This is a genomic window from Fibrisoma limi BUZ 3 (assembly GCF_000296815.2).
In the GTDB taxonomy this organism is placed as follows: domain Bacteria; phylum Bacteroidota; class Bacteroidia; order Cytophagales; family Spirosomataceae; genus Fibrisoma; species Fibrisoma limi.
The window spans coordinates 179,185-197,629 of record NZ_CAIT01000010.1 but is presented as its reverse complement, the minus strand read 5'-3'; the positions used below and the strand labels follow the sequence as shown (position 1 = coordinate 197,629).

General features: G+C 53.4%; 9 protein-coding genes, 1 tRNA gene and 1 pseudogene. 8 read left to right on the top strand and 3 right to left on the bottom strand.

Going from position 1 to position 18,445, the window contains the following annotated elements; genetic code table 11:
* Positions 1–9 precede the first annotated feature (9 nt).
* Positions 10–1,404, bottom strand: a complete 1,395-nt coding sequence (locus BN8_RS28890) for an MBL fold metallo-hydrolase RNA specificity domain-containing protein (protein WP_009285495.1) — start codon at positions 1,402–1,404, stop codon at positions 10–12.
* A gap of 94 nt (positions 1,405–1,498) precedes the next feature.
* On the opposite strand from BN8_RS28890, the gene pbpC reads away from it, so the two are divergent.
* The 8 genes and pseudogenes from pbpC to BN8_RS28850 all read left to right on the top strand — a co-directional run bounded on the left by pbpC (position 1,499) and on the right by BN8_RS28850 (position 15,523).
* Positions 1,499–3,916: a penicillin-binding protein 1C gene (gene pbpC / locus BN8_RS28885; RefSeq protein WP_009285494.1), complete on the top strand. Its 2,418-nt coding sequence runs from the start codon at positions 1,499–1,501 to the stop codon at positions 3,914–3,916.
* Between the two features lie 70 nt (positions 3,917–3,986).
* Complete coding sequence (locus tag BN8_RS28880; RefSeq protein ID WP_040007013.1) at positions 3,987–4,421, top strand: nuclear transport factor 2 family protein; 435 nt, start codon at positions 3,987–3,989, stop codon at positions 4,419–4,421.
* A gap of 125 nt (positions 4,422–4,546) precedes the next feature.
* Positions 4,547–10,096, top strand: a complete 5,550-nt coding sequence (locus tag BN8_RS28875; RefSeq protein WP_009285492.1) for an alpha-2-macroglobulin family protein — start codon at positions 4,547–4,549, stop codon at positions 10,094–10,096.
* A gap of 206 nt (positions 10,097–10,302) precedes the next feature.
* Positions 10,303–11,550: a sll1863 family stress response protein gene (locus BN8_RS28870; RefSeq protein ID WP_144051845.1), complete on the top strand. Its 1,248-nt coding sequence runs from the start codon at positions 10,303–10,305 to the stop codon at positions 11,548–11,550.
* Positions 11,551–11,646: 96 nt separating this feature from the next.
* A complete protein-coding gene (locus BN8_RS28865; protein WP_009285490.1) occupies positions 11,647–12,156 on the top strand; it encodes a gamma carbonic anhydrase family protein in 510 nt (169 codons plus the stop codon).
* A gap of 69 nt (positions 12,157–12,225) precedes the next feature.
* A pseudogene (locus BN8_RS28860) lies at positions 12,226–12,837 on the top strand (HupE/UreJ family protein); the annotation flags it as partial.
* Between the two features lie 89 nt (positions 12,838–12,926).
* The gene (locus tag BN8_RS28855; RefSeq protein WP_009285488.1) at positions 12,927–15,338 is read left to right on the top strand and encodes a M1 family metallopeptidase; all 2,412 of its coding nucleotides are present in this window, start codon (positions 12,927–12,929) and stop codon (positions 15,336–15,338) included.
* A 111-nt stretch (positions 15,339–15,449) separates the two neighbouring features.
* Positions 15,450–15,523 (top strand) — tRNA-Pro (locus tag BN8_RS28850).
* Between the two features lie 196 nt (positions 15,524–15,719).
* On the opposite strand, the gene BN8_RS28845 is transcribed toward BN8_RS28850, so the two are convergent.
* Positions 15,720–18,011: a PAS domain-containing sensor histidine kinase gene (locus BN8_RS28845; protein WP_009285487.1), complete on the bottom strand. Its 2,292-nt coding sequence runs from the start codon at positions 18,009–18,011 to the stop codon at positions 15,720–15,722.
* Positions 18,012–18,183: 172 nt separating this feature from the next.
* Positions 18,184–18,429 carry an ATP synthase F1 subunit epsilon gene (gene atpC / locus BN8_RS28840; protein WP_009285486.1) on the bottom strand — a complete coding sequence of 82 codons (246 nt, stop codon included), beginning with the start codon at positions 18,427–18,429 and terminating at the stop codon, positions 18,184–18,186.
* Positions 18,430–18,445 lie beyond the last annotated feature (16 nt).

The following is an 18,445-nucleotide window of genomic DNA, read 5'->3' as shown; positions in this document are numbered from 1 at the left end:
TTTTGTTGTCTACAAATCAACTTGCTCACGCATTGATGGTATTTCAACATGCTGAAAACCAGCCGCTTCCAGCTTCTGTTTCCAGATCAACTGCTTGTCGTATTCACCGTGTACGAGATATACTGTTTTGACCTGAGCCGGGTCCTGGCAGGCCAGAAACTCCAGCATTTCGCGGTAATCGGCATGAGCGCTGAAGGAATCCATTATGGCCACCTGCGCATTAACGGTAAACGTTTCACCGAAAATCCTGACCTCCCGATCGCCCCGTTTCAGGGCTCCTCCTAGCGTCACCGGCGACGCGTACCCGACCAGCAGGATCGTATTGCGGCTATCCTCGATGTTGTTCTTAATGTGGTGCTTGATCCGTCCGGCCTCGGCCATTCCCGATGAGGAAATGATGATGCAGGCTCCAGGCCTGTCGTTGATGGCTTTGGAGTCAGCTACGTCGGAAATGTAGTGCAGATTAGGAAAATCAAATGCGCTGCCGTCTTTTTTGATATAACTCAGAATCTGCGGATTAAAGCATTCGTCATGGTCGTCCATAACCTGGGTAGCTTTCACGGCCATCGGGCTGTCGATGTAGACCGGTAGGCGGGGGAGCTTTCCTTCACTTTCCAGTTGGTCGAGGGCGTATATTAACTCTTGCGTCCGGTCAACGGCGAAAGCCGGAATGATTAGTTTACCTCCCCGTCTGACGCACGTATCCTCCACGATTTGCAGCAAATGCGCCTTCATATCCGGTTCAGGTTCATGCAGCCGATCGCCGTAGGTCGATTCGCAGATGATATAGTCGGCCTGCGGAAATGGTTCGGGACGTTTGAGAATCTGGTCGTTGGGCCGGCCAATGTCGCCACTGAAAAACAGCCGCTTCTCCTGGCCCCCTTCCCGAATCGTAAGGCTGATCGCTGCGCTGCCGAGCAGGTGAGCGGTGTCCGTAAAAAGAATGCTTACGTCGTCGGTCAGCCAGACGAGCCGGCCATAGTCCAACGTTTTAAACTGGCGTAGCGCCTGCTCCACGTCGGCCTGTTCGTAGAGTAGTTCCAACTCGGGCCGTCCCTGCCGGTTGCGACGTTCGTTAATCCGCTTCAGGTCTTTTTCCTGAATGTGGGCACTGTCCGACAGCATGATTTCGCACAGATCGGCCGTTGCAGGGGTTGCGTAGATGGGGCCCGTAAACCCCTGACGAACCAGTCGCGGTATCAACCCTGTATGATCGATATGGGCGTGCGACAAAACCAGAAAGTCGATACTGGCTGGATCAAAACCAAAGTTCTGATTAAGCTCGTCGGTATTTATCCCCTGAAAAAGGCCACAGTCGAGCAAAATACGAGTGCCACTGTCGGTTGTCAGTAGGTGTTTGCTCCCCGTCACGGTGCGGGCTGCACCAAAGAATTGAAGCTTCATGATGATTGTGATCGCGATTGAGGCTGTAAGTACGTTGTTTATATGAGAATACAAGACCAGGCAACCGTATATTTGTTCAGGTAGACAACCAACTATGTCGAAACAGTCCGGCTCTGCTTTTGCGAAATTCCGTCGACCACCAGCCTGGCCTGCTGCCGTTTACAGCCATCTGGCCCGACTGTTACGTCGTCGTTTCGTCTGGGCTTTGCTGGCATTCCTGCTGATTTTTCTCGGCCTTGATCGGCTTTTTCCGCTTCGTACGGCGGTACCATATGCCCCCTTGATTACGGCTCATGATGGTACCACCCTGCACGCCTTCCTGAGCCGCGACGACAAGTGGCGCATGTACGCCGAGCTGACGGAGATTACTCCTGTCGTGCGCAAAACGATTCTGTTCAAGGAAGACAAGTATTTCTACTACCATCCTGGCTTCAATCCGGTGGCTATGATCCGGGCCGCCGTTCGCAACCTGCTGACCAGCCGACGAACATCGGGGGCATCGACCATTACGATGCAGACAGTCCGGCTGCTGGAACCCCGCGAACGGACGTATGGCAGCAAACTGATCGAATTGTTCCGGGCGCTGCAACTGGAGCTACATCTCTCCAAAGACGAAATTCTTCAACTGTACCTGAATCTGATTCCGTACGGCAGCAACATTGAAGGGCTGAAAGCTGCATCGCTGCTGTACTTCGGGAAGCCACCCGCGCTGCTGAGTCTGGCCGAACTGACAACGCTGACCATTATTCCCAACCGGCCTTCGAGCCTGCGGCTGGGTCAAAACAACGCCTTCATCGTACAGGAACGTAACCGCTGGCTGGCTCGCTTTCGGTCGGCCGGGTTATTCGATGAGATCGCCGTCACCGACGCCCTGAACGAACCGCTAACAGCCCGACGTCGGGCGGCTCCGCAGCAGGCCCCCCATCTGGCGCGCCGACTGCGGCTGGCTTATCCAGATACGCCCATTATCCGATCAGCGCTACGCCCGGCCGCTCAGGCTACAGCAGAACAACTCGTCTACAACTACGTTAATCGCGTTCGGGCTCTCAACATCCACAATGCAGCCGTTCTGGTTGTGGATAACCGAACGCTGGAGGTTGTGGCTTACGTTGGGTCAGCCGATTTCGCGAATACGTTCGATGGCGGGCAGGTAGATGGTGTCCGGGCGGTACGGTCGCCGGGAAGCGCCCTGAAGCCTCTCCTGTATGCGCTGGCCTTCGACGAGGGGCTGATTACGCCCAAAACCAAACTGAACGACGTACCCACCAACTTTGGCGGCTATGAGCCGGACAACTACGACCGGCGCTTCAACGGCCCCGTTACGGCAGAATTTGCCCTGGCCAACTCGCTGAATATTCCGGCCGTGGCCCTGCTTAAAGATATTGGTACGTCCACCTTCATTTCGACCATGCGCAAAGCCGGCTTCTCGACCATTCAGAAACAGGCAAAAGACCTGGGATTGTCGATGATTCTGGGCGGATGCGGGGTCACTTTGGAGGAAATGACGCGGCTCTACACCGGTTTCGCCAATGAAGGTGGGGTGGGGACTTTACGGTTTACTTCAGTAAGCCCTTCTTATGCAACTAAGCCGGGGCAGCCTGCTACTCCCGTAAAGCGGTCTTTTTCCCCCGAAGCGGCTTACCTCGTCACGCATACACTCACGCAGATTACCCGCCCCGATCTGCCCAACAACTTCGACAACAGCTACCATCTACCCCGTATCGCCTGGAAAACGGGTACCTCATACGGTCGGCGCGACGCCTGGAGTATCGGCTATAACCGCAACTTTACCATCGGCGTCTGGGTCGGCAATTTTTCGGGAGCCGGCGTTCCGGAGCTAAGCGGTGCCAATACGGCCACGCCCCTGCTGTTTCAGCTTTTCAACGCGCTGGACTATAACTCAGCCCGCGGGTGGTTCAAACCGCCCAACGGGTTAGCCATGCGCCGGATCTGCCCCGAAACCGGCGATACGCCCGGTGAATTCTGCGCAAATCCAGTTGCGGATTACTGCATCATGGGTGTGTCCCGCTTCCGGCGCTGCCAACACCGTCGGGCCATACTGACCAATGCAGCCGGTACGGTCTCATACTGCACGTATTGCCTTCCGGCCCAGACCGAAGCTTCGGGTATCGTCCGCCGTTCGTACCCCAATCTGGCACCGGACCTGATGGCTTATTACCGGAGCAGGCACATTCCGTTTGAAACTGTACCGCCCCATAACCCCGCCTGCGAACGGGTGTTCGGTGACAAACAAGCTGGCCCGCAGATCGTCAGCCTGAACGACGGCAGTGAGTATTTCATCAACGCCCGGCAACCAGTCGAAATGGAACTGAGTTGCCTTGCCGCTAACGACGTACAGACCGTATACTGGTATTTGAATGATAAACTATATCAGAAATCATCGCCCAGCGAGGGCGTTTTTTTCAGACCACGGCCCGGTATGCTGAAAATCTCATGCGCCGATGATAAAGGTCGTCACAGCGATGTGCGGGTCACCATCCGCAATGAATGAGGGTAACCATTTCTTTATTTTGCATTTTGCGTAAAAACTGTCATTTTTCCTGCCTTAAATGACATTCATAATGAAACTCGCTTCACTCCTGGTAATCACTTTCTTTTTTGCAACGACTGCTTTTGCTCAACAGACTACCGACCCGACGCAGGACCCAACAGCCCTCGGCAACGCTTTTTTCAAAGCTATGCTTGACGAAGACGGTAATACCATGGGCAAACTGCTGGCCAATGATTTTTTCCTGACCAGCTTTGACGGTCAGGGTGTAGAACGCGACTTACTGCTTCAGGCTATCAGTGGCGGCTACGTAGTGATCGACAATGGTACCGTTTCTGAAGCCCGCACCCGCACGTACAACAATTCGGCGGTGATGACCGGCTTCTGGAAGGTCAAAGGCAATGTGCAGGGAAATGCACTTGACTACAACGCAGCGTTTTCGGTCGTTTGTGCCAAGCAGGGCGACGCCTGGAAGATTGTTAACGTTCAGTTTACGCCGGTTCGGTAAGAACCGTTTTTAGGGTTGATTGCCGTTCGCTAAGTCGATGCGGCCAGCCTCCGTAAAATCAACACCCACTCACCTGTAATGAGTGGGTTTTTCGTTAGTATGCCGAGAGTTAGCTATTGTTCGCAATGAAACCTACCGCCCTTTTCCGTCACCTGCTTGTATTTGCCTTTCTCCTGTATAGTTTCTCCCATTGTGCCCGATTGTCGTTTAATGAAGTAGCTGTAGTTGGCCGCAACTTTGGCGACGAAATTCAGCGGACCCAGAACCTGACCTTTACCTTCAACAAGAACGTTGGGCCGGAAACCGGGCTGGATGAATGGGATTCGACCCAATACGTACGGTTTATCCCGGCCGTTCGGGGAAAGTTTAAATGGACCGCCCCCAACGAACTGGTGTTTTCGCCGGCCGTTGCCTTCGATGCAGCCACCGACTACCGGGCCGAGCTGACCGACGATCTGCTGAAGCGCTCGGAAAAGAAAGACCTCAAAGTGTCGGGTGATGACCTTGCGTTTCATACACCTTATCTCCAGCTCACCAGTACCGAAACTTGGTGGACGCGCGCCCGCGAAACCGGCCAACCCGTTGCGAAAGCCCGACTGAACTTCAACTACCCGGTGTCGTCGGCGGAGATATCCGCCAAACTGGCCGTTTCTACCGACGACAAGGCGCTGACTCCTCAGGTGCAGCAAGGCGGTGAAGGCAGCGAATCGGCGGATCGGCGCTCAATGGTTGAACTCGCCCTGCCTAACGCACCGGCTTTGAAAAACGAACAGCCCCTGGCCGTGAAAATAGAGCAAGGCGTTAAAGTGCTCAATACGTCGTACACCAGCAAGGAGACCATTGAGCAAACCAGTACGCTGCCATCGCGCTACCGAATCGAGATTGCCGATGTGCAGACCGGCTTTGACGACAACCGCGCGGGCGGGCCACACGGCCAGGTGCGTGTGATCACGACGCAGGAATTGCAACCGGGCAATCTGAGCGAATACTACACCATTCAGCCACAGGTGGAGACCACCGCCGAGCTGACCGAGAACGGGTTCATTATCCGGGGCGATTTCAACGAAACGGACACCTACGTACTAACCCTGACCGATCAGATACGGGGTGTGCTGAATACAAAGCTGGACGAGCCCGTAACACGCGATCTGTTCTTTGGCAAAATGCCCGCCAGCATTCAGTTCGCGAGTAAAAAGGCGCTTTATCTGTCATCGAAAGGGGCTCGCAACGTCGGCTTGTCCATTATTAACGTACCCCGCGTACAGGTCAGAATCGCCAAAGTATATGAGAACAACCTGCTGAACTACCTGCGCAATTACCGCTACGAGGAATACGCCGAAACCGCCGACGGTAGATGGCAACCCAATGGAAAGTTTAACTACAACGACGATGAGCAGGAGCAGTTGAGCAGTCTGCTCGTTGACAAAACAGTCGAAACCACCGACCTGCCTAAAGTCAGGGGCGTATCAGCGCTGAACATTGCCCTACCCGATCAGCCGAATACGTATCGCGGTGTGTACCTGGTTACAGTCGGATCGAAAAACGAAGCGTACCTACGTAGCAGTCAACTGGTTTCGGTTTCGGATATCGGGCTTGTGGCACGACACACCCCTACCGAGGTACTCGTGTGGGCCAACTCCATCCGTTCAGCCGAGCCACTCCAGGGCGTTGAGATTACGCTGGTCAGCAGCAATAATCAGTCGGTTGCCACGCAAAAAACCGATGGCAGCGGCTTCGTCCGATTCGAGAAGGTAACCGAAAAAGCACCTGGTTTCGCCATCACCTTGCTGACGGCCCGCACCCCGGACGATTTCAATTTCATTCACCTGCCCGATACGCAGGTCGAAACGTCCCGATTTGAGGTGGAAGGTAAGCGGGATAACGCATCGGGCTTCGATGCATTCGTGTACGGCGACCGCGACATCTACCGACCCGGCGAAACGATCCATCTGAACACGATCATCCGGTCGGCTACCTGGCAGAGCGTCGGCGAAGTACCGGTTACCGTGCGGGTGCTGATGCCCAACGGCCGCGAATACCGGGCATTTCGTAAAACCACCAATAGCCAGGGTGCCGTCACGACGGATGTTCCACTCGACCCGGCGGCCGTAACGGGTACGTATAGCGTTGAGGTGCAAAACGCGAATGGTACGTTGCTCACTTCGCAGCCAATCAGCGTGGAGGAGTTTGTGCCGGACCGTATTAAAGTGGATGTCCTGACGGATAAAACTGCCTACAAAGCCGGACAGACCATCACCTTGTCGGCCACCGCCCTGAACCTGTTTGGTCCTCCGGCCAGCGACCGGGCTTATGAAATGGAACTGCAACTGAAGCGGAAAGCCTTCGCCCCGAAAGGCTACGAGGAATACAGTTTTGCCATTCCGAATGAAACAACGTTCCAGAAGGAGCTTCGTCAGGGCCGCACCAACACGAACGGTCAAGCCACGGAGCGCTTCCCGATTTCACCTTTGTATCAGGACATTGGCGTACTGGAAGGCAAGCTGTTCGTGACGGTCTTCGACGAAAACGGCCGACCGGTTAACCGGCTCCGGCGCTTCGACGTACTGACGCAGGACACCTTCTACGGTGTTCGGCTGGCCGACCGCTACGTGGCTACCAATGCACCGGTAGCGGTCGAACTGGTCGCGCTGGACCCGGCTGGGCAGCTTCGCACGTCGGCCTCGGCCCTGGTTGAGGTAATCCGGTATGATTATCAGACGGTGATCGAAAAAAAGAACGAGCAGATACGCTACAGCACCCGCAAGCGGGAAAAGTCGGTCTACACCAACGCGCTTGCTTTTAAAGCCGGAAAAGCATCGTTCCGCTACGTACCGACGGTATCGGGCGAATACGAAATCCGGGTCCGCCGACCCAACCAGGCCGACAAGTCAGCGGTGAACTACGCGGCCACTAGTTTTTACGCCTACGGCTACGGCAACACGACCGCGTCGTCGTTCGACGTGAGTCAGGAAGGGCAAGTGCTGATGACGCTTGACAAACCGGTCTACAAGGTTGGCGATCGGGCCAAAGTGTTACTCAAAGCCCCCTTCGACGGCAAATTACTCGTAACGGTCGAGCGCAACCGGGTGGTTGAATACCATTGGTTGAACACGGATAATAAATCGGCCGAATGGAGTTTTTCGGTTGATAAAGAACACCTGCCGAACGTATACATAACGGCCACACTGATTCGGGCTATTGATGCAAACGGCACCAACTTACCGTTGACGGTAGCGCACGGTTTTGCGCCGGTTCCGGTCAGCGACGACGATACACAGTTGCCCGTGACGATTACGGCCGTAGCTCAGTCGCGATCAAAAACCAAACAGACCATTCGCGTGAAAACCCGGGCCAATGCGCAGGTAACACTGGCCGTAGTGGACGAAGGAATTTTACAGTTGAAAAACTTCCGCACGCCCGACATTCATGGCTTCTTCTACCAGAAGCGGGCGCTCGAAGTGGGCAGCCATGACTTGTATGCCCTGCTGTATCCAGAGTTGTCGTTGAATGCTACGTCGAGCGTGGGGGGCGATGGCTACGACCTCGAACGGCGCGTCAATCCGCTCAGCAACGGCCGGGTGAAACTGGTTGCACTCTGGAGTGGCATTCTGGAAACGGGCCTCGACGGAGAAGCGGAGTTTACGGTTGATATTCCGCAGTTTTCGGGCGATCTGCGCGTTATGGCCGTTGCTTACAAAGACAATGCGTTTGGGTCGGCCAATACGAACATGAAGGTAGCCGATCCGATCGTGATCAGCGCCGGTGTACCGCGTTTCCTGACACCCGGCGATGAGCTTGTGCTACCCGTTAACCTGACCAATACGACCCAGAAGGCAGCCGCCGTCACGGCCCGGCTGTCCGTAACGGGTCCGCTAACCATCGTGACAGACAGCGCATCCTCAGCGACGCAGAAGCTCACCATCCAGCCGGGTCGTGAAAGCCGCACCATTTTCCGCATCCGGACCAGCCAAGCCATCGGAACTGGTTCGATTGTCGTGACCGTCAATGGAGTCGGCACATCCGTGCGGGGCGAAACCTTCACCGAGAAAACGGACGTAACTATCCGACCGGCCGCTTCGCTGGTGAAAACGACCGTATCAGGGGCCGTACCGGGCGGCAAAAGCCAGGCGATTCAACTGGCAGGCGGTTTTCTGCCCGGTACGTCGCGGACCAGCGTAACGCTGAGCCGATCGCCGGTTGCGCAGTACGGGCGGGAGCTGTCGTACCTGCTTGGGTATCCACATGGCTGTATCGAGCAAACCATTTCAAAAGCCTTTCCGCAGTTGTATTTCGCCGATCTTGCCAAAACCATTGGTCAGGGTGGCGTTTATTTCGTTCGAAACGGCGAAAGCGATCTGAACCCGGCTACCAACGTGCGGCAGGGTATCCAGACCGTCGAAGGGTTACAGACCTACAACGGTGGTTTCTCGATGTGGCCGGGCTTCCCCCGCGAAGATCCGTGGGCAACGGCTTACGCAGTGCATTTCCTGACCGAAGCCCAGCAAGCCGGCTACGAAGTACGTAGTGCGGTGCTGAGCAAGGCCATCGATTACCTGACCAACCTGACAAGTAATCCAAGCGCGGGCCTGCCCCGCACCGAAACCGACGTTCGCTACGACGAAACGGGGCAGCGTGTTCCAGGCGACCGAACGGCGCGGACAGTGGCTAACCGTACCGCCATTTACGGACTGTATGCGTTGGCTACAGCCGGAAAGCCAAACCGCCCGGCCATGAATTATTACAAACAGAATGTTAGTCTGCTGACTCCGGATACACAGTATCTGCTGGCAGCCGCATTTGCCCGCATCGGCGATATACGTAGCTACTCAGCCCTACTGCCAAAACGCTTTGTCGATTCGACCACAGGCCGACAAACCGGCGACAGCTACGCGTCTCCGCTACGGAATCTGGCGCTGGTCTTGAACTCACTGGTCAACTCAGACCCGGATAATCTTCAGATTCCGGGACTGGCCCGGCAATTGTCGGCCGCCGTACGCCAGACCGATTACCTCAACACGCAGGAAGCGGCTTTCGCCCTTCTGGCGCTGGGCAAGCTGGCTCGGCAAAACGCCAATAATTCGGCAACGGCAACGCTAGTAGCCGGTAGCAAACCAATCGGTGCGCTGACGGGCGCCCCGTTACAGATCAAACGCGTACCGGCTGGCCAACCACTGACAATCAACGCAAAGGGAACAGGAACGATTTATTATTTCGCCCAGAGCGAGGGCGTACCGGCCAGCGGTACCGTTACGGAAGAAGACAACGGTTTATACGTTCGACGTGAGTTTCTCAGCCGCGACGGCAAGCCGCTCGAGACCTTCCAGCAAAACGATCTGGTTGTCGTTAAGCTGACCCTGCTTAGTCAAAATGGCCTCACTGTTGATAACGTAGTCGTAACAGATCTGCTTCCGGCTGGTTTTGAGATAGAGAACCCTCGTTTGACCGAACCCCGGGATATGCCCTGGATTCAGAAACCCACTGTTCCCGACCACTTTGATGTTCGTGACGATCGGATCAATTTCTATACAAAAGCCGATAAAACCGAGCGCACCTTTTATTACCTCGTCCGGGCAGTGTCCAAAGGCCGGTTTGTGCTGGGGCCAGTCTCGGCCGATGCGATGTACAACCCCGACTATCGGAGTTACAACGGAGCAGGGACGGTTGTTGTGAAGTGATTGCGTTCCGGGCTCACGCTTTTTATTTATTAGCCGCTAAAAAACAACGGGTTGAAGCCCGGGATACGTGCGCAATGTATTCTACAAACTATGTAGAATGAATTCTAACATTTATAGCGTTTCGCTGGTTGATTGACTAAAAAGTGGCTTGGTACGCTTTTTGGGCTAACAATATTGATTGGCATCGTCTACTAAGAAGAAACGTTATGAAAAAGAGAACATGGGTAGTAGCATCGATGATTGCTGCTACTGTTAGTTTATCCTCCTGTGCCTCGTTCGAGAATTGGCTTTACGGCGACTCGAACTCAGGACGCAGCCGGCAGAGCGCATCTCAGCGCGACCGGGACAGCCGAAATAATGACTCACAGGATCGCTACGCCAGCAACGACCGCAATCGAAATTCGGACCGTGACCGCGATCAGGATCAGAACAAGCGTGACAGCAAAAAAAGTGGCCTGAGCGGCTTGTTCAGCGGTAAAAACAACGATCGTGACAACGAGCAGAACCGGGATGATTCGCGCAGCAGTGACCGGGGCAATTCGTACAACAACCGATACAGTTCTTCTGATCAGGACAGCCGCGACCGTGATGATCGTTCCAGCCGCATGTCAGGCAGCGATTCGAACAACAGCCGGGATGACCGGGACAGCCGCAGCGATTCCTACAGCTACCGCGACAATCAAGATGACCGGTATGACTCCTACAGCCGTCGTGACGACCGCTACGATAGCCGCTCGAACGACTCTTACCGTGATCGCTACGATGATCGCCGAATGATGGACGACCGTGATGATCGTATGAGTGATCGGTACCGCGACGATCGCGACCGGCAGTCGTATGATGATCGCCGGTACGATGATCGTAACAATGACCGCTACAGCTATAACGACCGTCGGAACGATGACCGTCGGATGATGGACGATCGGTACAGCAACCGGTATCAGGATGACCGCTATTCGTACAATGATCGCTATGACGATCGCGACCGCAACAGCCGGAACAGTGACCGTTACTCCGACGAGCGGGACAATCGTAACCAACGTTACGACGATCGTGACAGCCGCCGGGATGACGACCGCCGATATGACAACCGTGACAATCAGCGGGACGATCGCGATCGTGACAACCGACGTAGTAACCGGGATCGTAACGACGAGTTCAGCGAAGAACGCCGTGATCTGACCGATCGGCTTTCGGAGCAACTGGACAAGATCGACGAACAGTTGGAAGACGCCCGGGAGGAAGTAAAAGGCGAAAGTAAGAAAGCGCGTAAAGACCGCGAAGATCGTATCAAGGACCTTGAGGACAAGCGTCGGCAGCTCACTGACTCGTATTACAAAGTTCAGCGAGCCGGTGAAGACGACTTCAAAAAGGTGAAGCGCGAAGTCAACCGAATGGCCGATGACGTAGAAGATGCGCTCGAAAAAATGGTTGACAAAGTCGATAAGAAATAAAACGACTAACTTCTGGAAGCGGGACCGGTTCAAACCAGTCCCGCTTTTTTTGTTTCCACAACGCACAGACCCTAAACCATACGCTACATTTGCGGTATGGCACTTATCAAGCCCGTTCGGGGTATTCATCCACAATTCGGCGACAACTGCTGGTTCGCTGATAACGCTACCATCGTCGGCGAGGTGACGATGGGCCGCGATTGTACAGTATGGTTCAACGCGGTGGTTAGGGGCGACGTCAATTCCATCACCATTGGCGACCGTACCAACATTCAGGACGGTGCCGTGATTCACTGTACGTACCAGAAGTATAAAACGACCATCGGCAGCTACGTCTCTATTGCCCACAATGCCGTTGTGCATGGCTGTACGCTGGAAGACCGGGTACTTGTCGGCATGGGCGCTATCATTATGGACGGTGCGGTTGTTGGTAGCGGCTCCATCATTGCCGCCGGTGCCATTGTCACCCAGCACACCATCGTGCCTCCCGGCTCAGTTTATGCCGGCAATCCAGCCCGGTTGCTTAAGGCCGTTACCCCTGAACTGGAAGAAATTTTCATGCGTACGGCCAACAATTATGTGATGTACGCAGAATGGTTTAAGTAAACACATGGGTCAGCGGGCACGAGGCAACCAGATGCTCGATATGCCCTTTCCTTACGGACAACGCAAAACGTCATGAACGACTTCTTCATTTATCTGCGCCTGGGCTTTGATCACATCACCGATCCAAGTGGTTACGATCATATTCTGTTCGTCGTTGCTCTCTGTGCCGTTTATACGCTTCGCCAATGGCGACAGGTCCTGATTCTGGTGACGGCTTTCACCATCGGACATTCCATCACGTTAGCACTCGCTACGTTGCGTCTCATCAACTACCGAACGGATGTTATTGAGTTACTGATTCCGATCACCATCCTCATAACGGCCGTTGCTAATTTCTTCGTCCAGGAGCCCAAAAGCCGGCTCTTCGATCGACCAGTAACCAGCCAATCCCGGGCACGATACGGCCTAGCCCTTCTCTTTGGTCTCATTCACGGTATGGGCTTTTCAAATTACCTCCGGAGCCTGTTGGGCCGCGAAGCCGACATTGTTCAGCCCTTGCTGGCATTTAACATTGGCCTGGAGCTGGGTCAATTACTGATTGTCAGTGCTGTTCTTCTCATTGCCTATGTAGCTCTGGAAATCCTGAACCTTCGCCGACGCGACTGGGTGCTGATCGTTTCCGGCATTGTGGCCGGGATGGCCCTGTCGTTAATTATTAACAACGAGCTCATTTCGGGGTAAATTTTTTCGTATCAACCCCATGTACCCGCAAACGTCATAACCATTAGTTTTGTATTTTTACCAAAGATTATTTGCTAATTAACCCCTCGATGAGACGATCACTTTCGCTATTGGGTGCGGTGCTGGCAATAAGTTGTGCCTGGGCGCAAACACCCCAGCAATCCAACTACAACGCCAACACGCGCTTTGAGCAGCTGGGTCCCATGCTGCCGACGCCGAATACCTTCCGCACAGCCGCGGGTGCACCAGGCCGCGACTACTTCCAGAACCGCGCCGACTACGACATCAAAGTTGAACTCGACGACGCCAACCGGAAAATTATTGGTACGGAAGTCGTTACGTACCACAACTACTCGCCCGACGAACTTCGGTTTATCTGGCTTCAGCTCGACCAGAACCTGTTCGCAAAAGGATCTACAGGCAGCATTACCCGTACCGGCAGCATTAATGAAAACGGTATGAGCTTTGGTGCCCTGCAAAACCTGACGTCGGTTCGGGAGCGCAGCCAGCAGCAGGCCAGCGATAAATACGGCTACACCATCACGGCCGTTAAAGACGCTAAGTCGAACCAGCCCCTGAAGTACACCATCAACCAGACAATGATGCGGATTGACCTGCCGACACCCCTGAAGCCCGGCCAGAGCTATTCGTTCGGTGTTGACTGGAATTACTTTGTTACCGAGTACTACGGCCGGAGCGGATACGAGTTCTTCCCGAAAGATGGCAACTCAAACTACTTCATTGCCCACTGGTTCCCGCGTTTGTGCGCCTACAACGACGTTAACGGCTGGCAGAACAAGCAGTTCCTGGGACAGGGCGAATTCACGCTGATTTTCGGCAACTATAAAGTAGCGATCACTGTGCCAAGCGACCACGTTGTTGGATCGACGGGCGAGTGCCTGAACTACAAGCAGGTGCTGTCGGCTACGCAGCAGAAGCGTATGGCGCAGGCCGCTAATTCAAAATCGCCGGTCGTCATCGTCACGCAGGCTGAAGCCGAGGCTGCCGAGAAAGCTAAGCCCGCCGATGTGAAGGGCAAAAAGACGTGGGTTTACAAAGCCGACAACGTACGTGACTTTGCCTTTGCCAGCAGCCGCAAGTTTATCTGGGATGCTATGCAAACGGATGTGTACGGCGATGGCCGCAAAATCTGGAGCATGTCATTCTATTCCAAAGAAGGCAATCCGCTGTGGGGCCAGTATTCAACGCGCGTTGTTGAGCACACACTGAAATCATACGGAAACCGGACTATCAAATACCCGTACCCCGTAGCGATTTCGTGCCACGCTACACCTGGTGGCGGCATGGAATACCCGATGATCTCGTTCAACGGTGGTCGTCCGGAAGCAGACGGTACGTATTCGGAGCAGGTAAAAGCCGGTATGATTGGGGTTATCATCCATGAGGTCGGCCATAACTTCTTCCCGATGATCGTTAACTCCGACGAACGGCAATGGACCTGGATGGACGAAGGTCTCAATACGTTCTGCCAGTATCTGGCTGAGAAAGAATGGGATTATAATTTCCCAAGCCGCCGGGGCGAGCCGCAGTACATCGTCGATTATATGAAGTCGGATAAGTCGGTATTGTCGCCGATTATGACCTCATCGGATAACGTCATTAGCCTTGGGCCGAATGCTTATGCCAAGCCCGCTACAGCGCTGAATATTCTCCGTGAGACGGTAATGGGCCGTGAACTGTTCGACTATGCGTTTAAGGAGTACGCACGTCGCTGGGCGTTCAAAAGCCCAGAACCAGCCGACTTCTTCCGGACCCTGGAAGACGCATCGGGTGTCGATCTTGACTGGTTCTGGAAAGGCTGGTTCTACGGTGTTGAGCCGGTCGATCAGGATTTGGCAGAAGTTGAGTGGTTCCAGATTGACTCGCAGGACCCAACGATTTCTAAAGCAAACGCCCGCTCTGACTACGAGCGCCGGATGAAGACCATGAGTAAGATGCGCGACGCCGAGAACAAAGGTCAGACGGTTGTCGCTCAGGATTCAAGCATGCGGGATTTTTACAACAGCTACGACCCGTATGCCGTAACCGACTCGGACCGCAAAAAATACCAGGATTACCTCGCTACGTTGACTGAAGACGAGCGCCGGGCCTTGCAGGAAAACGCGGGCAAGAACTTTTATACCATCTCGCTGAAGAACAAAGGTGGTGTGCCGATGCCGGTTATCATCCGAATGGAGTTTGAAGACGGCACCGATTCTATAGCCCGTTTCCCGGCCGAGATCTGGCGTTTTAATGATGTCAGCATCAAGAAGGTCATTGCTACCAGCAAAAAAGTAAAGCAATGGACGCTAGACCCCTTCCAGGAGATTGCCGACATTGATTCGGAGAATAACTCATTCCCGCGTCAGTCGCAGCCGTCTCGTTTCCAATTGTTCAAGCAGCGGCAATACGCTCCACAAGGGCAAAACCCGATGCAGCAACAACGTCGGGCCGGTGGTCAGCAGGCACCGGCGGTACAAGGCAGTGGCCGGAATGATTAAAAGGACAGGACCAACAGGTTGAAAAAGAGAGGAGGAAAGGGATTTCGTAAAAATCCTCTCCTCCTCTCTTCCTTTTCTCCCCTTCCTCCCTTATTTTTGCACCCACTTGTTCGGGATGTAGCACAGTCCGGTAGTGTACTTGTATGGGGTGCAAGGGGTCGTGGGTTCGAATCCCGCCATCCCGACTGAACAACAAAGCCTGGCGATGACTCGTCAGGCTTTTTCTTTACCAATCTGGTAGTGTACTTGTCTGGGGTGCCAGGGGTCGTGGACGGTCGGCCGCTGCCGTTCGAATCCCGCCATCCCGACTGAACAACAAAGCCTGGCGATGACTTACCAGGCTTCTTTTTTATATAATTTCTAGGAAAACTTGCTACGCCGTCACATCGGCAGATACACGGTGAACTCTGTTCCTTCTCCGATTTTACTTTCAACGGTGATTGTGCCGCCGTGATTTTCGGCAACGCGTTTGCAGATGGCCAGGCCGATGCCCGAGCCTTCATACTGGCTTCGGCCATGGAGCCGTTGGAAGAGACCGAAAATCCGATCTTCGTACCGAGTGTCAAAGCCGATCCCATTATCACGAATTGTCAGCGCCACGTATCGCCCGCCCTTTAGTCTCAGCGGTTCAGGCAGGACACCCAACGAGGCTTCTTTAGCGCCTACTTCAATAACAGGCGTTTCGTCCAGTCGCCTGAACTTGAGCGCATTTGATAAGAAGTTCTGCACTAATTGACCTAATTGTAACCTATCACCCGGCACAATCGGTAGTGCCTCAATTCGTATTTGTGCGCCCGTTTCCTGTATAACTACGTCCAGATCACTCAATACGTTAGTTACCAGCGAGTTCAGATCTATCGGCTCAAGTGCCTGCTGATGCGTTGCCGTTCGTGAGTAGGCCAGCAGATCCCGGATTAATACCTGCATACGACCGGCGGCTCCCTGCATCCGTCGCATCATATCGCGACCGTTTTCACCGACCTGGGGACCGTACTGTTCTACGATCACATCGCAAAAGGATTGCACTTTGCGGAGTGGCTCCTGCAAATCATGGGAGGCTGCGTAGGCAAACTGCTGTAAATTCTCGTTAGCTTTTGATAGCTCCAGCACTTTGGTTTCCAATTGGCGCTGGAGCGATTTCATGGCGGTATGATCCCAGAACGTAATTAAAACCTCGCCGTTTAAGGGAATAGCCTGTATGTCGACCCAAACATCAATACCGTCGCCTTCATAATGGTGTTCAAAGTGCTGAGGCTCTCCGGTTTCAATTACTTGGCGGTACCGGTCAAAAAGACCGTTCGCCTTATACGTTGTGAAGTGCTTACTGGCTAGCTGACCAACCAGTTCCCCAGGCGTTAGACCCAGGTACTCAGCCTGTGAGCGATTTACTAGTGAAATTGTAAAATCTTCAATTTGATCACTATTCACTACCCTCAGCGGCCGAATCATAATGATTCCGGTATGTGCCTGATCAATAACCGTCTGAAGCTGTTCGGTAGCGCGCTTCAGGTCCGTAATGTCGTTGACTATGATTAAAAATCCATCTTCAAGATGGGTACCTGCTAAGTTTAACCATTTACCCAGATGCGGATAGTACCGATCACGCCTGAAGGCCTCCCCGGTTTCGGTAATGTTAATGTAGAAGTTGAACAACTCGACACTGGCCAAGTCAACAAACCGTTGTTTGAAGGTTAAATTAGCAATACGCTCGGCTGATTCGTTAAAAATCTGCTCGTAGGCCTGATTGAAAAAAACTGTCCGGAAGTCCGTAATAACGCCTTCCGGATTACGTATGGCCTGGTAAGCAATGACACCACTGGATGAAATCTGTAATATCTGGTTTCGAAAGGCCGCCTGTTTCTGATTGTCCAGTTGCGCCTGTTTACGTATGGTAATATCGCGGGTGGTCCCAACAACTCCGTCATCCAGTTTAACGACGGTGAGTTCATACCAGCCACAAATGCCTTCTCCATCGTAAAAAACTTCCTGCTGAAACGGTTGACCAGTTTCAACAACAGCACAGAATCTGTCAAAAAGCCCTGATGTTTTAACTGTGGGAAATAACTTCAAATAGTTCTGACCAATGATTACGTCTGCCCGGCTACCAAACATACGCTCGAACGCCTGGTTTATACGCTGGTACCGAAAATCGACGATTGAGCCTGGATTTGTCGGCCCTGGTCCATTTTCACGAATGGCCTCCAATACATAAATGGCTTCATTTGTTACGTTAAAAACGCCATCCATGAACCGATTTTGACGGTCGGACTCCCCTACCTGTTTAGTAGTGAAAATATCCGTGAAGGTTACCACAACGGCTTCCCCGTAGCGGGTAATGCCCAGATCAAACCATCTCTTCGCTCCGTTTGCTGCGTAGTGTACTTCTGGTATTCGTAATGCCTCACCCGTCTCCAGCACCTGTTGGTAAGCTGATAGCAGATCGCTGTTTATAGCTTGAGAAAAAGAACTTTGATACGATTGCCCACTAAGCGCGTCCGCTGGGTGGCCTAGTATAGCGGCACCTGCTGGATTGATATATGAAAAGATAAAATCCTGGAACTCTCCCTGCTCGTTACGTATTGCCTCCAGAATAACTACACCGACTCGACTGTCATCGACAATATGCTGAAATAACTGACTTGGGAAAGCACCGGGTTGAGCAGATGACATCATGGACTATTCAATTAGTAACCCATTGTTGCAATGAATACTACAAATTACGGCAATGGACCGTCCTCTTCAGCAAATTGTCACCACTGATTACCTATTAAATTCATTTTGGCTTAAACTAAAAAGAGCGAAACGCATTGTTCCGCTCTTTTTACTAACAGAGTAGGTAATCTGGTTAGGCAATAACAGCTTCGGCTAACACCAGCACCTTATTACGTAGTATCTCAACAACTCCGCCATCAACAGTAAACGACTGCTGACCAGCAGCCGACAGAATGACAACCGGCCCGCGAGCCAGTGTACTCACCATGGGAGCATGATCATTCAGAACCTGAAACTGCCCTTCGCTACCCGGAAACGTCACAGAGGTAGCTTCTCCAGTAAATACCTTCCGGTCGGGGGTGATGATTTCTAACTGCATTTCAGTAGGTAGTTTG

Excerpts from the sequence above, each read along its gene's own strand:
- BN8_RS28890 (WP_009285495.1), bottom strand. The coding sequence starts at position 1,404 with ATGAAGCTTCAATTCTTTGGTGCAGCCCGCACCGTGACGGGGAGCAAA.
- pbpC (WP_009285494.1), top strand. The coding sequence starts at position 1,499 with ATGTCGAAACAGTCCGGCTCTGCTTTTGCGAAATTCCGTCGACCACCA.
- BN8_RS28880 (WP_040007013.1), top strand. The coding sequence starts at position 3,987 with ATGAAACTCGCTTCACTCCTGGTAATCACTTTCTTTTTTGCAACGACT.
- BN8_RS28875 (WP_009285492.1), top strand. The coding sequence starts at position 4,547 with ATGAAACCTACCGCCCTTTTCCGTCACCTGCTTGTATTTGCCTTTCTC.
- BN8_RS28870 (WP_144051845.1), top strand. The coding sequence starts at position 10,303 with ATGAAAAAGAGAACATGGGTAGTAGCATCGATGATTGCTGCTACTGTT.
- BN8_RS28865 (WP_009285490.1), top strand. The coding sequence starts at position 11,647 with ATGGCACTTATCAAGCCCGTTCGGGGTATTCATCCACAATTCGGCGAC.
- BN8_RS28855 (WP_009285488.1), top strand. The coding sequence starts at position 12,927 with ATGAGACGATCACTTTCGCTATTGGGTGCGGTGCTGGCAATAAGTTGT.
- BN8_RS28845 (WP_009285487.1), bottom strand. The coding sequence starts at position 18,011 with ATGATGTCATCTGCTCAACCCGGTGCTTTCCCAAGTCAGTTATTTCAG.
- atpC (WP_009285486.1), bottom strand. The coding sequence starts at position 18,429 with ATGCAGTTAGAAATCATCACCCCCGACCGGAAGGTATTTACTGGAGAA.